Source organism: Pseudomonas sp. FW305-3-2-15-C-LB1, from assembly GCF_058787615.1.
The window spans coordinates 350,596-371,333 of sequence record NZ_JBYSZX010000003.1 but is presented as its reverse complement, the minus strand read 5'-3'; the positions used below and the strand labels follow the sequence as shown (position 1 = coordinate 371,333).

General features: G+C 60.2%; 22 protein-coding genes. 18 read left to right on the top strand and 4 right to left on the bottom strand.

From position 1 onward, the window contains the following. Positions 1 to 13 precede the first annotated feature (13 nt). The 6 genes from hslU to AC3WP7_RS08475 all read left to right on the top strand — a co-directional run bounded on the left by hslU (position 14) and on the right by AC3WP7_RS08475 (position 7,157). Complete coding sequence (gene hslU, locus AC3WP7_RS08500; protein ID WP_092246392.1) at positions 14 to 1,351, top strand: ATP-dependent protease ATPase subunit HslU; 1,338 nt, start codon at positions 14 to 16, stop codon at positions 1,349 to 1,351. A gap of 148 nt (positions 1,352 to 1,499) precedes the next feature. Continuing rightward, positions 1,500 to 1,877 carry a gamma-butyrobetaine hydroxylase family protein gene (locus AC3WP7_RS08495; RefSeq protein WP_071492374.1) on the top strand — a complete coding sequence of 126 codons (378 nt, stop codon included), beginning with the start codon at positions 1,500 to 1,502 and terminating at the stop codon, positions 1,875 to 1,877. Positions 1,878 to 2,126: 249 nt separating this feature from the next. After that, positions 2,127 to 3,806, top strand: a complete 1,680-nt coding sequence (gene phaC / locus AC3WP7_RS08490) for a class II poly(R)-hydroxyalkanoic acid synthase (protein WP_102591514.1) — start codon at positions 2,127 to 2,129, stop codon at positions 3,804 to 3,806. An 85-nt stretch (positions 3,807 to 3,891) separates the two neighbouring features. Further along, on the top strand, positions 3,892 to 4,737 hold the full coding sequence (gene phaZ / locus AC3WP7_RS08485; protein ID WP_016979176.1) for a poly(3-hydroxyalkanoate) depolymerase: 846 nt from the start codon (positions 3,892 to 3,894) through the stop codon (positions 4,735 to 4,737). Between the two features lie 89 nt (positions 4,738 to 4,826). Beyond that, the gene (phaC, locus tag AC3WP7_RS08480) at positions 4,827 to 6,509 is read left to right on the top strand and encodes a class II poly(R)-hydroxyalkanoic acid synthase (protein ID WP_102591513.1); all 1,683 of its coding nucleotides are present in this window, start codon (positions 4,827 to 4,829) and stop codon (positions 6,507 to 6,509) included. Positions 6,510 to 6,536: 27 nt separating this feature from the next. After that, on the top strand, positions 6,537 to 7,157 hold the full coding sequence (locus tag AC3WP7_RS08475) for a TetR/AcrR family transcriptional regulator (RefSeq protein WP_071492378.1): 621 nt from the start codon (positions 6,537 to 6,539) through the stop codon (positions 7,155 to 7,157). A gap of 36 nt (positions 7,158 to 7,193) precedes the next feature. Here AC3WP7_RS08475 and AC3WP7_RS08470 read toward each other — a convergent pair whose 3' ends face one another. After that, positions 7,194 to 7,868 (bottom strand): response regulator transcription factor, encoded by a 675-nt coding sequence (locus AC3WP7_RS08470; protein WP_256572950.1) that lies wholly within the window; start codon positions 7,866 to 7,868, stop codon positions 7,194 to 7,196. Positions 7,869 to 8,236: 368 nt separating this feature from the next. Here AC3WP7_RS08470 and AC3WP7_RS08465 point away from each other — a divergent pair, with 368 nt between their 5' ends. The 6 genes from AC3WP7_RS08465 to AC3WP7_RS08440 all read left to right on the top strand — a co-directional run bounded on the left by AC3WP7_RS08465 (position 8,237) and on the right by AC3WP7_RS08440 (position 14,686). Beyond that, complete coding sequence (locus AC3WP7_RS08465; RefSeq protein WP_092246382.1) at positions 8,237 to 8,818, top strand: fimbrial protein; 582 nt, start codon at positions 8,237 to 8,239, stop codon at positions 8,816 to 8,818. 93 nt (positions 8,819 to 8,911) lie between these two features. After that, a complete protein-coding gene (locus AC3WP7_RS08460; protein WP_102591512.1) occupies positions 8,912 to 9,700 on the top strand; it encodes a fimbrial biogenesis chaperone in 789 nt (262 codons plus the stop codon). Further along, complete coding sequence (locus tag AC3WP7_RS08455; RefSeq protein ID WP_093513482.1) at positions 9,697 to 10,455, top strand: fimbrial biogenesis chaperone; 759 nt, start codon at positions 9,697 to 9,699, stop codon at positions 10,453 to 10,455. The genes AC3WP7_RS08460 and AC3WP7_RS08455 overlap by 4 nt, the downstream gene beginning before the upstream one ends. Before the next feature lie 143 nt (positions 10,456 to 10,598). Further along, positions 10,599 to 13,142 carry a fimbria/pilus outer membrane usher protein gene (locus AC3WP7_RS08450; RefSeq protein WP_093121386.1) on the top strand — a complete coding sequence of 848 codons (2,544 nt, stop codon included), beginning with the start codon at positions 10,599 to 10,601 and terminating at the stop codon, positions 13,140 to 13,142. Between the two features lie 56 nt (positions 13,143 to 13,198). Beyond that, positions 13,199 to 14,137 carry a fimbrial protein gene (locus AC3WP7_RS08445; RefSeq protein WP_092246369.1) on the top strand — a complete coding sequence of 313 codons (939 nt, stop codon included), beginning with the start codon at positions 13,199 to 13,201 and terminating at the stop codon, positions 14,135 to 14,137. A 21-nt stretch (positions 14,138 to 14,158) separates the two neighbouring features. Next, positions 14,159 to 14,686, top strand: a complete 528-nt coding sequence (locus AC3WP7_RS08440) for a fimbrial protein (protein WP_102591511.1) — start codon at positions 14,159 to 14,161, stop codon at positions 14,684 to 14,686. A 71-nt stretch (positions 14,687 to 14,757) separates the two neighbouring features. Here AC3WP7_RS08440 and AC3WP7_RS08435 read toward each other — a convergent pair whose 3' ends face one another. From AC3WP7_RS08435 to AC3WP7_RS08425, 3 genes are all read right to left on the bottom strand, one after another. Next, a complete protein-coding gene (locus AC3WP7_RS08435) occupies positions 14,758 to 15,708 on the bottom strand; it encodes a phasin family protein (protein ID WP_102591510.1) in 951 nt (316 codons plus the stop codon). 12 nt (positions 15,709 to 15,720) lie between these two features. Further along, positions 15,721 to 16,143 (bottom strand): phasin family protein, encoded by a 423-nt coding sequence (locus AC3WP7_RS08430; RefSeq protein WP_102591509.1) that lies wholly within the window; start codon positions 16,141 to 16,143, stop codon positions 15,721 to 15,723. 105 nt (positions 16,144 to 16,248) lie between these two features. Further along, positions 16,249 to 16,524: a polyhydroxyalkanoic acid system family protein gene (locus AC3WP7_RS08425; protein WP_071492386.1), complete on the bottom strand. Its 276-nt coding sequence runs from the start codon at positions 16,522 to 16,524 to the stop codon at positions 16,249 to 16,251. Between the two features lie 144 nt (positions 16,525 to 16,668). Between AC3WP7_RS08425 and ubiE the strand changes: the two genes are divergently transcribed. Genes ubiE through AC3WP7_RS08395 form a run of 6 tightly spaced genes read left to right on the top strand, consistent with a single transcriptional unit; the run spans position 16,669 to position 20,737 of the window. Then, on the top strand, positions 16,669 to 17,439 hold the full coding sequence (ubiE, locus tag AC3WP7_RS08420; protein WP_016972732.1) for a bifunctional demethylmenaquinone methyltransferase/2-methoxy-6-polyprenyl-1,4-benzoquinol methylase UbiE: 771 nt from the start codon (positions 16,669 to 16,671) through the stop codon (positions 17,437 to 17,439). After that, positions 17,439 to 18,062 (top strand): ubiquinone biosynthesis accessory factor UbiJ, encoded by a 624-nt coding sequence (locus tag AC3WP7_RS08415; protein WP_093121393.1) that lies wholly within the window; start codon positions 17,439 to 17,441, stop codon positions 18,060 to 18,062. The genes ubiE and AC3WP7_RS08415 overlap by 1 nt, the downstream gene beginning before the upstream one ends. Next, on the top strand, positions 18,059 to 19,663 hold the full coding sequence (gene ubiB / locus AC3WP7_RS08410; protein WP_071492388.1) for a ubiquinone biosynthesis regulatory protein kinase UbiB: 1,605 nt from the start codon (positions 18,059 to 18,061) through the stop codon (positions 19,661 to 19,663). Before AC3WP7_RS08415 ends, ubiB begins: the two co-directional genes overlap by 4 nt. A 41-nt stretch (positions 19,664 to 19,704) precedes the next feature. Then, positions 19,705 to 20,097, top strand: coding sequence for a phosphoribosyl-AMP cyclohydrolase (gene hisI, locus AC3WP7_RS08405; RefSeq protein WP_058423690.1), 393 nt, complete (start codon positions 19,705 to 19,707; stop codon positions 20,095 to 20,097). Positions 20,098 to 20,099: 2 nt separating this feature from the next. Continuing rightward, a complete protein-coding gene (locus AC3WP7_RS08400) occupies positions 20,100 to 20,432 on the top strand; it encodes a phosphoribosyl-ATP diphosphatase (protein ID WP_071492389.1) in 333 nt (110 codons plus the stop codon). Positions 20,433 to 20,458: 26 nt separating this feature from the next. Further along, positions 20,459 to 20,737: a twin-arginine translocase TatA/TatE family subunit gene (locus tag AC3WP7_RS08395; RefSeq protein WP_016979166.1), complete on the top strand. Its 279-nt coding sequence runs from the start codon at positions 20,459 to 20,461 to the stop codon at positions 20,735 to 20,737. The last annotated feature ends 1 nt before the right edge of the window (position 20,738 follow it).

Below are 20,738 nucleotides of genomic sequence, written 5' to 3'. Positions count from 1 at the left end.
GCCGCCAAACATTATGTCCATGACTCCCCGCGAAATCGTCCATGAACTCAACCGCCATATCATCGGCCAGGACGATGCCAAGCGCGCCGTAGCCATCGCGCTGCGTAACCGCTGGCGCCGGATGCAACTGCCCGAAGAACTGCGCGTTGAAGTAACGCCAAAGAACATCCTGATGATCGGCCCGACCGGCGTCGGCAAAACCGAGATCGCACGTCGCCTGGCCAAACTGGCCAACGCGCCGTTCATCAAGGTAGAAGCCACCAAGTTCACCGAAGTAGGCTATGTGGGCCGTGACGTCGAGTCGATCATTCGTGACCTGGCAGACGCAGCCCTGAAAATGCTGCGCGAACAGGAAATGACCAAGGTCAGCCATCGCGCCGAAGACGCCGCCGAAGAACGCATCCTCGACGCCTTGCTGCCACCGGCACGCATGGGCTTCAACGAAGAAGCCGCACCGGCCTCGGACTCCAACACCCGCCAGCTGTTCCGCAAGCGCCTGCGTGAAGGCCAGCTGGACGACAAGGAAATCGAGATCGAAGTCGCCGAAGTGTCCGGCGTCGACATCTCTGCCCCGCCTGGCATGGAAGAGATGACCAGCCAGTTGCAGAACCTGTTCGCCAACATGGGCAAGGGCAAGAAGAAAAGCCGCAAGCTCAAGGTGAAGGAAGCGCTGAAACTGGTGCGCGACGAAGAAGCCGGGCGCCTGGTGAATGAGGAAGAACTCAAGGCCAAGGCCCTGGAGGCGGTCGAGCAGCATGGCATCGTGTTTATCGACGAGATCGACAAGGTGGCCAAGCGCGGTAACTCCGGCGGCGTCGATGTGTCCCGTGAAGGCGTACAGCGCGACCTGCTGCCGCTGATCGAAGGTTGCACCGTGAACACCAAGCTGGGCATGGTCAAGACCGACCACATCCTGTTTATCGCCTCCGGTGCGTTCCACCTGAGCAAGCCAAGCGACCTGGTGCCGGAGCTGCAAGGCCGCCTGCCGATTCGCGTGGAGTTGAAGGCGCTGACCCCGGGCGACTTCGAACGCATCCTCAGCGAGCCGCACGCCTCGCTCACCGAGCAGTACCGTGAACTGCTGAAAACCGAAGGCTTGGGCATCGAGTTCCAGCCAGACGGCATCAAGCGCCTGGCGGAGATCGCCTGGCAGGTCAACGAGAAGACCGAGAACATCGGTGCCCGTCGCCTGCACACCTTGCTGGAGCGGCTGCTGGAGGAAGTGTCTTTCAGTGCCGGCGACCTGGCCGGTGCGCAGAATGGCGAAGTGATCAAGATCGACACGGCTTACGTCAACAGCCACTTGGGCGAATTGGCGCAAAACGAAGACTTGTCGCGCTATATTCTGTAAGCCTCACACAGAATCGCTTCGCTTCAATGTGGGAGGGGGCTTGCCCCCGATAGCGGTCTATCAGACAGATATATGCTGACTGACACACTGCCATCGGGGGCAAGCCCCCTCCCACATTTTGAGGCCGGTTCCATCAGGATTATTGCCAATGTCGAAGTTTCCCACTGCTGTAAACCTGCACAAAACCTCCAACACCCTCGGCCTCACCTACGGGCCCGACGAAGTGTACCAACTCCCTGCCGAACTGTTGCGCACCCACTCGCCTTCCGCCGAGGTCCAGGGCCACGGCAAACCTATCCTGCAATTCGGCAAGCTCAACGTGAAGCTGATCAAGATCGAACCGGCCGGCCAGTACGCACTGAAATTGACCTTCGACGACGGGCATGACAGTGGACTGTTCACCTGGGACTACCTCTATCAGTTGGCCGTGCGTCAGGACGCGCTGTGGGCCGACTATCTTGCCGAACTCAAAGCCGCTGGCAAAACCCGCGACCCGAGCGAGTCGGTCGTACGGCTGATGCTCTAGCTCAGGCGTCTTGCTCTTTAGAGCGCATTTTCTAATTTCATCTGCTTGAATGCCCTGTCGCGTGGCCAACGATTGGCCCGCTTGCGAAAAAAATTAAACTCGGGTAACCAATGGAACTGGCAAGTTCCCTGCATTTGACGATGTGGTATCAACGGTCACCCGAGTCGCAGTACCAGGCTTGTGTTGTGTATCGAAACTGGGTGCGCAGCGGTCCCCGGTACTCGTCTTTCGGACAATGGAGCGTCGTAGATGAGTAACAAGAACAACGATGACTTGAAACGCCAGGCCTCGGAAAACACTCTGGGGCTCAACCCGATCATCGCGTTACGTAAAAAGGATTTACTCGCCTCGGCGAAGATGGTGCTGACCCAAGCCATCAAGCAACCGTTGCACAGCGTCAAGCACGTCGCCCATTTTGGCGTCGAGCTGAAGAATGTGATGTTTGGCAAATCCGCGCTGGTGCCGGAAAGCGATGACCGTCGTTTCACCGACCCGGCCTGGAGCCAGAACCCACTCTACAAGCGCTACCTGCAAACCTACCTGGCGTGGCGCAAGGAACTGCACGACTGGATCGACGACAGCAACCTGTCGGAACAGGACATCAGCCGTGGCCACTTCGTGATCAACCTGATGACCGAAGCCATGGCCCCCACCAACAGCGCGGCCAACCCGGCGGCGGTCAAGCGTTTCTTTGAAACCGGCGGCAAGAGCCTGCTCGACGGCCTGTCCCACCTGGCCAAGGACATGGTGCACAACGGCGGCATGCCCAGCCAGGTCAACATGGGCGCCTTTGAAGTGGGCAAGACCCTGGGCACCACCGAAGGCGCGGTGGTGTTTCGCAATGACGTGCTGGAGTTGATCCAGTACAAGCCGATCACCGAACAGGTGCACGAACGCCCGCTGCTGGTGGTGCCGCCGCAGATCAACAAATTCTATGTATTCGACCTGAGCCCGGAGAAGAGCCTGGCGCGCTTTTGCCTGCGCAACGGCCAGCAGACGTTCATCGTCAGCTGGCGCAACCCGACCAAGGCGCAGCGCGAGTGGGGCCTGTCGACCTATATCGAAGCGCTGAAAGAAGCCGTCGATGTGGTCACCGCGATCACCGGCAGCAAAGACGTGAATATGCTCGGCGCCTGCTCCGGCGGCATCACCTGCACCGCCCTCTTGGGCCACTACGCGGCGCTGGGGGAGAAGAAGGTCAACGCCCTGACCCTGCTGGTGAGCGTGCTGGACACCACGCTGGACACCCAGGTGGCGCTGTTCGTCGACGAGCAGACCCTGGAGGCGGCCAAGCGCCATTCCTACCAGGCCGGCGTGCTCGAAGGCCGCGACATGGCCAAGGTGTTCGCCTGGATGCGCCCCAATGACCTGATCTGGAACTACTGGGTGAACAACTACCTGCTGGGCAACGAGCCGCCGGTGTTCGACATCCTGTTCTGGAACAATGACACCACGCGCTTGCCGGCGGCGTTCCACGGCGATCTGATCGAACTGTTCAAGAACAACCCACTGGTGCGCGCCAACGCACTGGAAGTGTGCGGCACGCCCATCGACCTGAAGCAGGTCACTGCCGATATCTATTCATTGGCGGGCACCAACGATCACATTACGCCGTGGCAATCCTGCTACAAGTCGGCGCAGCTGTTTGGTGGCAAGGTCGAGTTCGTGCTGTCGAGCAGCGGGCATATCCAGAGCATCCTCAACCCGCCGGGCAACCCCAAGGCGCGCTACCAGACCAGCGATGGCCTGGCGGGCAAGCCGCTTGAGTGGCAGGAGAATGCGACCAAGCATACGGATTCGTGGTGGCTGCATTGGCAGGCATGGCAGGCGGAGCGAGCGGGCAAGTTGAAGAAGGCGCCGACGAGTTTGGGTAACAAAACCTACGCCGCAGCAGAGGCGGCGCCCGGCACCTACGTACACGAACGCTAAATTGAAATGCATTCAAATGTGGGAAGGGGCTTGCCCCCTCCCACATTGACCGCATTCCGGCTGTAACACTTCACAGGGTTTGAGCATGCCGCAACCGTTCATCTTCCGTACCATCGACCTGGATGGCCAGACCATCCGCACGGCGGTACGCCCGGGCAAGCCTCACTTGACGCCGCTGCTGATCTTCAATGGCATCGGCGCCAACCTTGAGTTGGTGTTTCCGTTCGTCCAGGCGCTGGACCCGGACCTGGAAGTGATCGCCTTCGATGTGCCCGGCGTGGGCGGCTCGTCGACACCCAATCGACCGTACCGCTTTCCCGGTTTGGCCAAACTCACCGCGCGTATGCTCGATTACCTGGACTATGGCCAGGTGAATGCGGTTGGCGTGTCCTGGGGCGGCGCGCTGGCGCAGCAGTTTGCCTATGACTACCCGGAGCGGTGCAAAAAGTTGATCCTCGCAGCCACGGCGGCGGGTGCAGTGATGGTGCCGGGCAAGCCAAAAGTGCTGTGGCTGATGGCCAGCCCGCGCCGCTACATCCAGCCGTCCCACGTGGTGCGCATCGCGCCGATGATCTACGGCGGTTCGTTCCGCCGCGATTCGAAACTGGCCGCCGAACACGCCAGCAAAGTGCGCTCGGCCGGCAAGCTCGGCTACTACTGGCAACTGTTCGCCGGGTTGGGCTGGACCAGCATCCACTGGCTGCACAAGATCCGCCAGCCCACCCTGGTGCTGGCGGGGGACGATGACCCGCTGATCCCGCTGATCAACATGCGCATGCTCGCCTGGCGCATTCCCAATGCACAGTTGCACATCATCGATGACGGCCACCTGTTCCTGATCACCCGGGCCGAAGCCGTGGCGCCGATCATCATGAAGTTTCTTGAAGAGGAGCGCATGCGCGCGGTGATTCATCCGCGACCGGCTGTGTAAGGACCACACCGCCGCGCAACTTGCCAGGAACCGACTATGGTTCTGAATTGGCGTGCCTGTTTGATGGCTTGACGAAGGAGTGTTGGCTCATGCGAGAAAGACCCGTGACGAACCCGGCGCCCACCCCCGCCGCGTTCATCAACGCGCAAAATGCGATCACCGGCCTGCGCGGCCGGGATTTGCTGTCGACGCTGCGCAGCGTGGCTGCCCATGGCCTGCGCAACCCGGTGCATACCGTTCGGCATGCCTGGGCGCTGAGCGGGCAACTGGGCCGCGTACTGCTCGGTGAAACCGTGCACGAACCCAACCCCAACGACAGCCGCTTCAACGACCCCACCTGGAAGCTAAACCCCCTGTACCGCCGCAGCCTGCAGGCCTATCTGAGCTGGCAGAAGCAGACCCGTCACTGGATCGATGACAGCACCCTCAGCGACGATGACCGGGCCCGTGCGCACTTTGCCTTCTCATTGCTCAACGATGCGGTCTCGCCCTCCAACACCCTGCTCAATCCGTTGGCGATCAAGGAGCTGCTCAACTCCGGCGGCAACAGCGTGGTGCGTGGGGTGACCAACCTGGTCGAAGACCTGCTGCACAACAATGGCCTGCCGCGCCAGGTGAGCAAGCACGCCTTCGAAGTGGGCAAGACGGTCGCCACCACCCCCGGTTCGGTGGTGTTTCGCAATGAGCTGCTGGAGCTGATCCAGTACAAGCCCATGAGCGAAAAACAGTACGCCAAGCCGCTGCTGGTCGTGCCGCCGCAAATCAACAAGTTCTACATTTTCGACCTGAGCCCGGCCAACAGCTTTGTGCAGTACGCCCTGAAAAACGGCCTGCAGACCTTCATGGTCAGCTGGCGCAATCCGGATGTGCGGCATCGCGAATGGGGCCTTTCCACCTATGTAGCCGCGCTGGAGGAAGCACTCAACGTCTGTCGCGCGATCAGCGGCGCCCGCGAGGTCAACCTGATGGGCGCCTGCGCCGGCGGCCTGACCATCGCCGCGCTGCAAGGCCACCTACAGGCCAAGCGCCAGCTGCGCCGCATCTCCAGCGCAAGTTACCTGGTGAGCCTGCTGGACAGCCAGATCGACAGCCCCGCCACCCTGTTCGCCGACGAGCAGACCCTGGAAGCCGCCAAGCGTCGCTCCTACCAGCAAGGCGTGCTCGACGGCCGCGACATGGCCAAGGTGTTTGCCTGGATGCGCCCCAATGACCTGATCTGGAACTACTGGATCAACAATTACCTGCTGGGCAAGGAACCACCGGCCTTCGACATCCTGTACTGGAACAACGACAACACGCGCCTGCCCGCCGCCTTGCACGGCGACCTGCTGGACTTCTTCAAGCACAACCCACTGAGCCATCCCGGCGGCCTGGAAGTGTGTGGCACGCCCATCGATTTGCAGAAGGTCACGGTGGACAGTTTCAGCGTGGCCGGCATCAACGACCACATCACGCCGTGGGATGCGGTGTATCGCTCCACTCAGTTGCTGGGCGGCGAGCGGCGCTTCGTGCTGTCCAACAGCGGGCATATCCAGAGCATTCTCAACCCGCCGGGCAACCCCAAGGCCAACTACGTCGAAAACCTCAAGCTGAGCAGCGACCCACGCGCCTGGTATTACGACGCCAACCACATCGAAGGCAGCTGGTGGCCGCGTTGGCTGGAGTGGATCCAACAGCGTTCCGGCGTACAACGCGAAACCCTCACCGCCCTGGGCAACCAGAATTACCCACCGATGGAAGCGGCACCGGGCACTTACGTGCGCGTGCGCTGAGCTCAACGATCACCTTAAGAAGACTGGATGAAGACCCGCGACCGTATCCTTGAATGCGCCCTGCAACTGTTCAACCAGAAGGGCGAACCCAACGTGTCGACCATGGAGGTGGCCAATGAAATGGGGATCAGCCCCGGCAACCTCTACTACCACTTCCATGGCAAGGAGCCGCTGGTCCTGGGGCTGTTCGAGCGTTTCCAGAATGAGCTGGCGCCCCTGCTGGACCCACCGCCAGACGCGCAATTGGAAGCCGAGGATTACTGGCTGTTCTTGCACTTGATTGTCGAGCGCATGGCGCATTATCGGTTTCTGTTTCAGGACCTGTCGAATCTGGCAGGGCGCCTGCCGAAGCTGGCCAAGGGCATTCGCAACCTGCTGACGGCGCTGAAACGGACCCTGGCGTCATTGCTGGCGCGGTTGAAGACGGCAGGACAACTGGTCAGTAGCACCCAGGCCCTTGGGCAACTGGTGGAGCAGATCACCATGACCTTGCTGTTCTCCCTGGATTACCAACGGATTCTCGATCGTGAAGGCGAAGTACAGGTGGTGGTTTACCAGATCATGATGCTGGTGGCGCCCCATCTGCTATCGCCGGCACGCCAGACAACTGAGCAATTGGCCCTGCGTTATCTGGACAGGCCGATTTAAATACTCGCGCAAGTCAAACATTCAAACCACGCGGCGCTAATCAGGACGACCAAACTGCTTGGTAAACATAAAAAGCTCACTGTCGGTCCTGATACCCAACTTCCGATACGCCGACTGTTTTTGTGTACTGATAGTACTCGCACTACGCGAAAACTTTGCCGCGATTGAATTCACGGACATTCCGTCCAGAAAACAACGCAGGACTTCCTGTTCCTTGGGGGTCAAGGCGCCGCTCAATCGTACCGGCAGTGAATGTTCAAGTGTCGACTTGATATTCTCCCGTGCCAGAACAGACTCTCCCTCCTGCAGCACCGACAACATGCAACGCTGCAGGTAAATCCGCCCCTGGGCGACAGTCCGAATAGCCACGATCAATTCCGTGAGGTGTTCGGTCTTGCCCAGCACTCCAAAGCTTCCGGCCTTCAACGCCAGTATCACCGTTGCACGCGTGCAGCGGGATGACACAACGAGCACCTTGCAACGTTTGAAACGCCTGCCCAGCATCTGGATCAGGCCGAGGCCATCGATGTCTGACGGCCCCAGTGTAAAGTCCATCACCACCACATCCGCAGGTTGTTGGCCGAGCGCATCAAGCAACTCCCTGGATGTACCGAAGGAGCCGATGACCTCCAGGTCGGGCTCTTTGCGCAGGCCCAGTTCAATTCCCTGCCGAACCATTTCATGGTTATCCAGCAACATGATGGTGTGCATTTCAGACACCCGGAAGTTCGCTCAAGTAAGTACAAATTAGTACACATATGCTCGCTGCACGAACAGTGTATAGCGCAGCCTTTTTCGTGAATCAATCCATCAAAAACAGCCAACATGCTCCTGACAAGTTATTCCTACATACATGTCTTACATTAAAACCCTACAGACACTACCCCATACAATTGTTTTAATTAAAATTTTAGACTTCGAATATTTACGAGATAAATCTCGTGACCTGTCGATAGGCAAAAATAACGTTCCCAGCCAAATTACTGCCACCTGCCATTCGGTAAAAAAACGAAACAAATTACCGATGCAACACTTCAATGTGTGGCGGGTTACTCAGATAACTCACGATTGGGAACACTATGAAAGTCCACGTTTTCTCCACCCTCGCCGTAGTACTCGCCTTAGCCGCAGCGGTTTCGCAGCCGGCACAGGCTGCCAACGACGGAACCATCAACTTCACCGGGTTGGTGAGCGATACGACCTGCACCATTGAAGGCGCAGCGCCAGGCACCGGCGCCGTGGTCAAAGACGTCAACCTTGGTGGCGTGTCCGCCGCACGCCTGCAGAAACCGGGTGATCGCGCCAACCTGACCGGCTTCACCATCCGCATTGGCGCACCTGGCGAAGGTGGCTGCACCAACGGACGCACCGCAATGGTTGCTTTCGACCCTACCAGCCCGGCGATTGATGTGGCGACCGGGCGCTTGAACATCGACGGCTACGATGACCCATCCGACACCACCAACGCCAAGAACGTACAGGTTGAGGTGACTAACCGTAATGGCACTCCGATCAACGTTTACACGGAAAAATCCGAAGGTGTGGTCATCGCCGACAACCAGGCTGTCATTCCATTGGCCGCACAGATGTACGCCAGTGGTGTCGCGACTGAAGGTACTGTCAAGACCCGCGTCGGCTTCATGGTCGTGTACGCCGATTGATAGAAAAGCGGGCCCGCTCTGGCGGGCCTTGCACGCAACGGGCCTGCCGCCGCCAGGCAGGCCCACTCGCTTGATTCGAAGAGAGCTTTGAGCATGAAAAAGCTGGCCTGCCTCGTGCTTTACACCTGTGGTGTTGCGGGGTTATTGCTGCAAGCAGTTCCCGCCCGGGCCGGGGTCATTATGCATGGCACCCGCGTGATCTATCCCGCTGACCAGCAGGAAGTGGTGGTACGCCTGGAGAACAAAGGTGACCGTCCAGCGCTGGTACAAGCCTGGCTGGACACGGGCGATATCCGCTCGACGCCGGCGACGGTACGCACGCCGTTTACCCTTTCGCCACCGATTTTCCGCGTTGAGCCCCACCAGCAGCAGGCGCTGCGGCTGCGCTATACCGGAGCGGCCGCAGCCCCCGATCGCGAAAGCCTCTACTGGCTGAATGTGCTGGAAGTACCACCGCTTACCGCCGGTACCGAACAAGGCAACCAGATCGAACTGGCATTTCGGACCCGCTTGCGTGTGTTCCTGCGACCGCAGGCATTGCCCTACTCCGTAGCCAGCGCTGCGTCAAAGCTGCAATGGAAACTGGTCGCCCATGAGCATGGCTACGCCCTGCAAGCCACCAACCCCACGCCATATCATGTTTCCCTGAGTTCGGTGGATTTGCTGAGCGAAGGAAAACGATTCACTAAAGCACCAAACAAAGAGGCCAACGACAGCCTGATGATGCCGTGCGGCGACGTGAAGCTGTTTGCACTGCCATTGTTGCGCGAATACCCCACCGGCGCGCTGAACGTCGAATTCACCGCCGTCAGCGACTTCGGTGCCCGCGTGCGCCACTCGGCAAGCGTCACACCATCAGACGCCAGGCGATCGAAACCATGAATGCCATTTTCACTTCACACTGGGTGGCCCGTCTCATTGCATTGACACTTGCGCTTTCCGGTGCCGCCGTCGGGCACGCCAGTGTGGTCATTGGCACCACTCGGATCATCTACCCGCAGCGCGACAAGGAGGTGACGGTCAGGCTCGAAAGCAAGAACCAGGCACCCGTGCTGGTCCAAGTCTGGCTGGACAGCGGTGACGAACACTCGACCCCGGATAGGGCCACGGTGCCGTTTATCGCCACGCCGCCGATCTTTCGCATGGATCCAGGCAAGCAGCAGGTCGTACGCCTGGCGTACACGGGCGACACCTTGCCCACGGAACAGGAAAGTCTGTTCTGGCTCAACCTGCTGGAGGTGCCCGCGCACTCCCAGGAGGCCAATCAGTTGCAACTGGCGTTCCGCTCGCGGATCAAGCTGTTTTTCCGACCGTCGAACCTGCCTTCCGGGGTCGACGCGGCACCGGGAAAACTGCAATGGCGGCGTGAATCGACCGCGCAAGGCCAGGTACTGGAGGTCTATAACCCCACGCCTTACTACGTAACCTTCGAACAGGTCGAGTTGCTGGAGTCCCGGCAGCGCCATCCACGCAAGGCTGCGTCTTCAGGTGCTGGAAACATGGTGGCGCCGGGTGATCGCACGCGCTTTGAACTGCCCAGCCTCAACACCCCGCCAGGCAGCGCCGCCACCGTGGAGTTCCAGACACTCGACGACTACGGAGTGCGCAATACCCACAGTGCCCGGGTCTCGACATGACCCCGAGAGCTGCCTAGCGCCGTATTGGCCCGCCTCTCCGCGCTACTGACCTCACTGCACACGTTGGTTTGATGCCCGGTTTTCAGGGTAGGGCTTCCCATTGCCCAAATTCGGACAGCCCCTATTTTTTGGAAGTGGTACACATGAGTTTTAACACCCGCGCCAGTTTAAGAAACTGGCCTTTTGCGCGTCATCAATTGATGCTTGCGACGCGCTGCCTTTTACTGATGAGCAGCGCCTATGCTGTGGGCGCCCAAGGTGCCGAGAATGTCAGGTTCAACCCGGCCTTCTTCCCGGATGGGGTTGGCGGCCAACAAGTCGACATAGGCAAATTCAGCCAGGGTAACGTCGTGCTGCCCGGCAGCTACCGCACCGACGTTTATCTCAATGGCCAATGGATTGGGCGCGAAAGCCTCACGTTTGTCGCGGTAAAGGGCCGAGATTCCGCACAGATGTGCCTGGAGCGAGATGTCGTGCTCAGGTTTGGCATCGACTTGGACGCGGCACAAGCTCAACCCAGCGAAGCCAGACAAACGCCCACTCCCGCGTTTGCACCCTGCGAAGACATCTCAACCTACCTGCCGGGAAGCACCGGTCAATTCGACCCGGGCGAAAACCGCCTGACCCTGCAGGTTCCTCAGATCTACCTGGCACGTAAAGCGCGCGGTTATGTCGACCCCAGGCACTGGGACGGCGGGGTCGATGCGGCTTTCGTGCGCTACAACGCCAACACCTTTGAGACCCGCACAAATGGCCGCTCCGTCGACTCTCATTACCTGGGCCTGAATACGGGGCTCAATCTGGGAGACTGGCACTGGCGCCACAGCGGCAGCTTCAGCCAGACCGATACCTCCTCGGGCTATCAGCGCAGCAGCACCTATGTGCAGCGCGAGTTGAGCCCGCTGCGATCACAGATGATGCTCGGCGAAATCTATACCCCAGGCGAACTGTTCGACAGCGTGCGCCTGCGTGGTGCCAGCCTGTTCAGCGATGATCGGATGCTGCCGGACTCTCAGACCGGGTTCGCCCCGGTCGTGCGCGGCATCGCCGAGACCAATGCACGGGTCACCGTGCGCCAACGGGGCGTGTTGTTGGATGAAGTGTCGGTCGCTCCTGGCCCGTTCGTGCTCAACGATTTGTTTCCTACCGGTTATGGCGGCGACTTGACCGTCACGGTGACCGAGGCAGATGGCCGTCGACGCGAATTCATAGTGCCATTCGCCGCCAACGCCAATCTGCTGCGCACTGGCCACAGCCGCTATTCCCTTAGCGTCGGCAGGATGGATGAAATCGGCCTGCGCCATCCCCCAAGGCTGGTACAAGCCACTTACCAGCACGGCCTCAGTAACCTGGTGACCGGCTACACCGGGACGGTGGCGGGTGACGACTACTTGTCGCAATTGCTGGGCGCGGCATTCAATACCCCGTATGGAGCGCTCTCCCTTGACCTGACCCACTCAGATGCAACATTACCGGGCCACGGTTCACGCCAGGGGCAAAGCGTGCAGCTGCGCTACAGCAAGAACTTCACCGACACCGGCACCCACTTCGCCCTCGGCGCCTACCGATACTCCACGCAAGGCTTTCTGAGCATCGCCGACGCCGCACGGGTGCGCGACCTCGCCATCGGCGGGCACAACTTGGATAACGTATCGCGTCTGCGCGACAGGATGGACATCAGCCTCAATCAAAGCTTGAGCAACGGCACGGTCTACCTGACCGGATCCTCGCAAAACTACTGGAACCGCACCAGCGGCAACCTGACCTTTACCACCGGTTACAGCGGCAACTGGAAGGGCCTGCGCTACACCCTCAGCGCCCAGCGCACCAAGGATCTGCTGAGCGAGCGGGTCGACAAGCAAGTGGAACTGACCCTGAGCCTGCCCTTAGGCAGCGACGCACGCTCCCCCACCCTGACCACCACTGTCTATCGCGGCGATCAAAGCAGCGGTGAACGGATGAACCTCGGCGGCACCCTGGGCGAGCGCGGCCAATTCAGCTACGGAGTGGGGGGTAGCCGTACGCAGGGCCGCAGTAACTCGGTCTCTGCCGACATGAAATACCAGACCAGCCACGGCGTGCTGTCTGCAGGGTTCGGCCAGAGCAACGCCTACCGCGCAACGTCCCTGGGCATGACCGGCGGCATCGTCGCTCACGCAGGTGGTGTGATTTTCGCACCGGAACTGGGCGAAACCATTGGCATTGTCCAGGCCCCAGGCGCACAAGGTGCGCGGATCAATGGCAATCACGGCGCCCAGGTCGGCAAGGGCGGGTATGCCGTGGTGCCGTACCTCACACCTTATCGCCAGAACGTGGTCGAGTTGGACCCCAAGGATCTGTCTGTAGATGTGGAACTCAAGAGCGCCGCGCAAAACGTCGCCCCCCGTGCAGGCTCGGTGGTGAAACTGCACTTCGACACCGTCAGCGGCCAAGCCTTATTGATCTCTGCATTACGCAAGGATGGCAGCCTGCTGCCCTTCGGTTCCGATGTGTTCGACGAGAATGGCGACAGCGTCGGCGTGGTCGGCCAGGGTGGCAAAGCCTTTGTGCGCGTACCGCGCTCCCAGGGGGTACTGGCGGTGAAGTGGGGGTCCGAGGGAAACGCTTCCTGCCGGCTTCGTTACGACGTCAGTGGACAACAGGGTGCCAACCGCTTGCTTCAGGTGGACGCAGGTGCATGCCAATGACTGCGGCCGGCCGTTCATCCCGTGTTTACACAGCCACTTTTCACGATGGACTGAAGATGAAACATCACCTCCCCCTCCTGGCGGCACTACTGGCCCTGGGCACATCGATCACTGCACAGGCGGCCTGTGACAGGTACCCGGATGCAACGCTGACCCTCAATACGGCCACGACAATCAGCGTGCCGGACAGCATTCCTGTCGGCGGCGTGATCCTGCGACAGGCGTTCAACGGCACATCGCCCGGCTTCACAACCCATTGCTGGGGGCAGACGCTGAGGACGATTACCGGGCGCTACGCACGCGATCTGTACCCCGGCACACTCATCTATCGCACTGAGGTGCCCGGTATCGGTATCACGGTGTCGATGACATGGGCCGATGGCGGGCCGGCAAACTTCGGGCTCTTCAGTCAGCACACCGTTATGTACCCCGGGAAAGTCCAAAGCTTCACCTCGGCGCAAGTCACTTTCTACAGGATGGGCACAGTGGCAGACGGGACCATACCCAGTGGGAGCCTCTGGGAGGACAGGTGGCATAACGTCCCGGAAAGTTTTCGATTGGTGTTCGGCAACGCCATACGTTTCATCCGGGCTCCCGCCACTTGTGACCTGGCCGCCGGGGACGTCAACCGCCTGATCACACTTGCCCCGATCAATGTCGGCGATTTGAACGACGCAGCGTACGCCGGCGTTCAGAACTTCGATCTCACCGCCAATTGCACCGATGCCGGCAGCGTCACCTTTCGTTTTACCGGGACGCCCGCGCCAGACAACACCGCACTGTTCGCCAATACGGGCACTGCCCAAGGCATAGGGCTGTGGCTCTACTCACGCATCAACGGCGTGCCTCAGACCATCAGCGTCAATGACCAGCGCACGGTGACGGTGTCCGGTGATCGGGCAGTCTTGCCGCTCAGCGCCGCGTACCACAAAAACGGCAGGGTCAGCCCAGGCACTCTGGCTAGTACCGCCACCGTCAGCATTACCTACAACTAACTGAAACCCGAGGAAAACCCGATGCACCTTCGAAGCATTCCCCTGCTGATGACCATGATTGGCGGACTCGTCAGCCTCACCGCCCACGCCGCGACTACCGGCACTTTGAGTTTCGCCGGACAAGTCAACGCCGGCACCTGCAACCTGGCAGCGGGCGACGAAAATCGGAACATTACGTTGCCAACGATCAAGATTTCCGACCTGGACGCGAGCCCCTCCGCCGGCCAGCTCGACTTCGAGGTTACCGCCGACTGCGAATCGGATATCCGTAACGTGATCTTCCTATTTGCCGGAACACCCGCCGTGGGTAACGGCGAGTTATTTGCCAATACCGGCGGCTCAAAAGGCACTGCGCTGTGGCTGACACATCGCGCGCCCACCCTTTCGACCATCCCCGCCAATGGCACCCCTGAGCAGCGCAGCCGAACTGTGACGACGAACGGCAACAAGGCTGTACTTCCCCTCGCGGCGGCTTACCATAAGACTGGTGAAGCCATCACCCAGGGCAGCCTGCTCAGCGCGGTCACCGTTTCCATCACTTACAACTGACGAAACGGTCTTAAGGGGTAAAAAAATGCCCGACCTTCGTAGGCCGGGCATTTTTCGTCTCCTGGAAAAAATCAGGACTGACTGGATGGCGTCGGGGTTACCGGCGTTGCAGTCGGGGTCGCAGCAGCAGGGGTCGGCGCGGACACCGAGTTGGCTGTGGAGGCGGTTGGCGCAGTAGCAGGCTTGGCAACAGCTGGCTTCGGTGCTGCTGGTTTTTTCGCTACCGCAGGCTTCTTCGCGGCGGCTGGTTTTGCCGCTGGCTTGGCAGCCGGTTTCGCGGCGGCCGACTTGGCGGCTGGCTTGGCCGCTGCGGTTTTGGTCGCTGGCTTGGCGGCAGGTTTTGCTGCTGGTTTTGCTGCTGGTTTTGCAGCAGCCTTGGCTGCGGGTTTAGCCGCTGGTTTAGCGGCTGGCTTGGCAGCAGCTTTCGCAGCGACAGGCTTGGCAGCGGGTTTGGCTGCAGCAGTTTTGGCGGCTGGCTTCGCAGCAGCCTTGGCCGCTGGTTTGGCGGCCGGCTTGGCGGCGGCTTTTACCAGAGGCTTGGCGGCAGTTTTGGCAGCCGGTTTGGCCGCTGCTGTTTTAGCGGCAGGCTTGGCAGCAGGTTTGGCGGCTGCGGTTTTCGCCGGAGCCACTTTGGCGCCGGTGAGTTTTTCAATTTGCCTGGTCAGGGTATCGACCTTGCTGTGCAGCGTTTTGAGTTCAGCTTTACTCGGCACGCCCAGTCGCGAAACGGCACTGGCGAGGCGCTTGTCGAAAGTCTGTTCCAACTTCTCCCAAGTGTCAGCAATGCTGGATTTGGCAGAGCCGGCAGTTGCCTTGGCCGCTTCAACTTTTTTTCCAACCGTGGTTTTGGTCAACTTCTCGGCCTTCTCGCCGTCCTTGACCAAAGTCTCGAAGTATTTGCCGCCGTCACTGCTAACCTTCGAGTACACGCCTAAACCAGCAAGCCAGATCTTACGGGAATATTTTTCAACTTCCCCGACCCACGAGCTGCCTTCTTTCTGAGTAGTCTTTTTAACAGCCATCCCGATGTCTCCTTAGTGTTTACGCGCGACACGTTCTAGCAATGTCGTCAGCTCTTCGAGCTTAGCAGAGAGTGTCTCAACGTCATGTTTAGACGCAATGCCGATTCGATTCAAGGCATTGGCAACGCGAGTATCAAAAGCTTTTTCAACTTTATCCAGCTGAACTTCTACCAGACCTTTGACTGCGGAGACATTACTCTTTACTTGGTCAATCTGACTGTTGGCGGCCTCAAGTTGTTCAACTGCAACTTTTTTGCCTTTGCTTTCAACATGTTGCCCAGTTTTAACCAGCTCTTTGAAGTACTCGCCGCCCTCGCTTCCGACCTTGGCGTAAGCCCCCAGACCCGCCAACCAAATCTTGCGGGCGTAGGACTTGACCTCGCTCAGGGTGGTGGTCTGGGCGTCGATTTTTTTCTTCAGGATAACTTTGGCCATGGTGCACCTCACGCAGAATAGGGGGGAGGAACGGCCCACAGGAGTTGAGGGCTTGGGCACAAAGTAGGCGGGAAAATTAGAATCGGCACCCTAAGAACAATGGGATCACGCCAGCGCCTTATCCAGGGCCTTTTCGATTTCGGACTTGATGGTGCCACTCATGGCCGACATCAACAGCCCCAGCTCCACATCAATGCGCAGCGAATCCTCAGCGACTAATACCGTGCCTTTAACCCCCGAACGCTTGAGATTCAAGGTATCGCCGGACCACGACGGCTCCAGGCCGTATTGCTCCTTGAGTTTGTGCGCCAACTTGTCGGCCTTCGCCCGCGCGCCCTCTTTACCCAGGGAATGTGCACGCTCAACAGTTATACGGGCCATTGCAATGACTCCTCTTTATAGGGACTTGGATACCTTCGATGCGGCAAAAGGTCTCGCTGACCGCCCATCTTACCTTCAGCCTTGCCAAGACAAAGCAGGCCTTGGGGATTATCATGTCCCGCATTCTCTTTTGGTGACAGCGATATGACTGATCAGCGCAAAGGCAGCGATGCCGAACCCACCACTCACTTCGGCTTCAAGAACGTCCCGGAAAGCCAAAAAGCGGAAAAAGTCGCCGAGGTGTTCCACTCCGTGGCAGCCAAGTACGACTTGATGAACGACGTGCTGTCGGGCGGCATGCACCGCCTGTGGAAGCGGTTCACCATCGAGTTGTCGGGCGTTCGCCCCGGCAACCGCGTGCTGGACATCGCCGGCGGCACGGGCGATCTGGCGGCCAAGTTCTCCAAGCTCGTCGGCCCGACCGGCCAGGTGGTGCTGGCCGACATCAACAGTTCGATGCTCAAGGTCGGTCGCGATCGCCTGCTGGATAAAGGCGTGGCCGGCAATATCGAGTTCGTCCAGGCGGATGCCGAGAAGCTGCCATTCCCGGACAACCATTTCGACTGCGTGACCATCGCCTTCGGCCTGCGCAACGTGACCCATAAGGAAGACGCGATCCGCTCGATGCTGCGCGTACTCAAGCCGGGTGGCCGCCTGTTGGTGCTGGAGTTCTCCAAGCCGACCAATGCGGTGATGTCCAAGGTCTACGACACCTACTCGTTTGCCTTCATGCCACTGGTGGGCAAGCTGGTGCTCAATGACCCGGACAGCTATCGGTACCTGGCCGAATCGATCCGCATGCACCCCGACCAGGAAACCCTGAAGTCGATGATGGTAGAGGCCGGTTTCGACCGCGTGACCTACCACAACATGACCTCGGGTATCGTCGCCCTGCATCGCGGCATCAAGCCCTGATGCTGATCAAAGGCCTTCTCGCCAGCGTTGAACACGGCCTCAACCGTGTGCTGCGCCTGGACAGCACCGCCCTGGCACGGCTTGCGCACCTCAACGGCAAAGTCATTGCCGTCGATTGCCGCAGCCCCAGCTTGCAGCTGTTTATCCTGCCCAGCGATGAAGGCCTGATGCTCGCGACCCAGTGGGCCGCCGACGCCGACTGTACGCTGCGTGCGCCGGCATCGAGCCTGTTGCACCTGGCCCTGAGCCGCAACAAGACCGCCATCCTGCACAGCGCCGAAGTCGAGCTGGAAGGCGACAGCTCGGTGCTGATGGACCTCGCCGCCATCCTGCAGGACCTGGAACTGGACTGGGAATACGAACTGTCGCGCTGGATCGGCCCCGTCGCCACCCAGTTGATCAGCGGGCACCTGCGCAGCCGTTCGCGCTGGTACCAGCAAGGGTTCGCCAGCCTCAACCAGAACCTCGCCGAATACCTGAGCGAAGAATCGCGCACCCTGGTCGGGGAGCGGGAAGCGCAAGCGCGCTTTCGTGAACTCGACAAGGCCAAAATCGACCTGGAACGCCTTGAGGCGCGCTTCGAGCGCCTGAGCCGTTCCCTTGATCCAAGCGATAACGCATGAAGCTGCTCGCCGTCCGCCGTTTGTTTCGTATCCAGCGCGTCGTAATCCGCTACCGCCTCGATGACCTGCTGTTCGCCCTGCCCCTGCCGTGGTTCCTGCTCGCCGTGCGCTATGTGCTGCCATGGCGCTGGTTCCCGCGCAAACAGCTGGAACTCAGCAGAGGCGCACGCCTGCGCCTGGCCTTGCAGGACCTGGGGCCGATCTTCATCAAGTTCGGGCAGATCCTCTCGACCCGCCGCGACCTGCTGCCCGAAGACATCGCCGACGAGCTGATGCTGCTGCAGGACCGCGTGCCGCCGTTCGACTCCCAGCAATCGATGAAGCTCATCGAAGAGCAACTGGGCAAGAAGATCAGCGACGTGTTCAGCCGTTTCGACGTCGACCCGCTGGCCTCGGCCTCGGTCGCCCAGGTGCACGCCGCGCAACTCAAGACCGGCGAAGAAGTGGTGGTGAAGGTGATCCGCCCCGGCCTCAAGCCGATCATCGGCCAGGACCTGGCGTGGCTGTTCATCCTCGCCCGCGCTGCCGAGCGCTTCAGCGCCGACGCACGCCTGCTGCACCCGGTGGACGTGGTCGCCGACTACGAAAAAACCATCTACGACGAACTCGACCTGCTGCGCGAAGCGGCCAACGCCAGCCAGCTCAAGCGCAACTTCGAAGGCTCGCCGTTGCTGTACGTGCCGCAGGTGTACTGGGACTGGTGCCGCCCGAAAGTACTGGTGATGGAGCGCATCTACGGCGTGCAGGTCACCGACCTCGCGACCCTGGCCGACCAGCGCACCGACATGAAGATGCTTGCCGAGCGTGGCGTGGAGATTTTCTTCACCCAGGTGTTCCGCGACAGTTTCTTCCACGCCGACATGCACCCGGGCAACATCTTCGTGAGCACGGTCAACCCGTGGAGCCCGCAGTACATCGCGATCGACTGCGGCATCGTCGGCAGCCTGACTCCGGAAGACCAGGACTACCTGGCGCGCAACCTGTTCGCCTTCTTCAAGCGCGACTACCGTCGTGTGGCGCAATTGCACATCGACTCGGGTTGGGTGCCGGCCGAGACCAAGCTCAACGAGTTCGAAGCGGCGATCCGCACGGTGTGCGAGCCAATCTTCGAAAAACCGTTAAAAGATATTTCCTTCGGCCAGGTGCTGATGCGCCTGTTCCAGACCGCGCGGCGCTTCAATATGGAAGTGCAGCCACAATTGGTGCTATTGCAGAAAACCCTGCTGAACATCGAAGGCCTGGGCCGCCAGCTGTACCCGGACCTCGACCTGTGGAACACCGCACAGCCGTTCCTCGAACGCTGGATGCGCGAGCGTATGAGCCCGAAAACCATGCTCGGCAACCTGCACAGCCAGATGGAGCAACTGCCGCATCTGGCCAACATGACCCGCGACCTGTTGGAGCGCATGTCCCAACCCCACGCCAAGGACCCGTCGCCGCCCTGGAAGAAGCCCAAGGACGACTGGTTCCTGCGCCTGCTGGGCGCCGCGCATCTGGTCGGCGGCGTCATGCTCGCCATTGGTGGCCCGCTGAACCCACTGGGCCACTGGCCGGCCGGCATCATGGTCGCCGTGGGTGTTTATCTGATCGTGCGTCGATAGCCAATCCGGTTATACACTGTCGCAAATTGCCGGAGCTGAACATGAAAGACTGGCTGGACGAGATCAAGTGGGACAGTGACGGCCTGGTGCCGGCCATTGCCCAGGACTACAAGACCGGGCGCGTGCTGATGATGGCCTGGATGAACCGCGAGGCCCTGAGCCTCACCGCCACTGAGCAGCGTGCCATCTACTGGTCACGCTCGCGTGGCAAACTGTGGCGCAAGGGCGAAGAGTCCGGGCACGTGCAGACCCTGCACGAGATGCGCATCGACTGCGACGCCGACGTGGTGATCCTGATGGTCGAGCAGATCGGCGACATCGCCTGCCACACCGGCCGTCACAGCTGCTTCTATCGCGTGTTCGAGAACGGCGAATGGAAAGTCGTGGAGCCGGTGCTCAAAGACCCGCACGCTATCTACTCGGCAGGACACTAGACATGAGCGATACCCTGAACCGTGTGGCCCAGGTGCTGGAAGACCGCAAAGGCGCGGACGCCGACAGCTCCTACGTCGCCAGCCTGTACCACAAGGGCCTGAACAAGATTCTGGAAAAACTCGGCGAAGAGTCCATCGAGACCATCATCGCCGCCAAGGATGCGCAGCTCAGCGGCGACTGCAGCGATGTCATCTACGAGACCGCCGACCTGTGGTTCCATAGCCTGGTCATGCTCGCCCAACTGGGGCAGCACCCACAGGCTGTGCTGGATGAACTGGACCGTCGCTTCGGCTTGTCCGGGCACGCCGAGAAGGCCTCGCGCCCGTCCGCCTGAATAACCAAGACTAGAGGATACGCAGCATGGGCATTTTTGACTGGAAACACTGGATCGTCATTCTGGTGGTCGTGGTACTGGTATTCGGCACCAAGAAACTCAAGAACCTGGGCACCGATGTGGGCGAGTCGATCAAGGGCTTCCGTAAAGCCATGAACGACGACGAAAAGCCGGCCGACCCTGCCGTCAACCCCGTGCCTCCGGCGCAGCCTGTGCACCCGCAGGCGACCCAGCCAATCACCGAGCGTCGTACTTTCGACGTACAGGCTGAGAAAGTCGAAGAGCCGACCCGCAAAGACTCGTGAG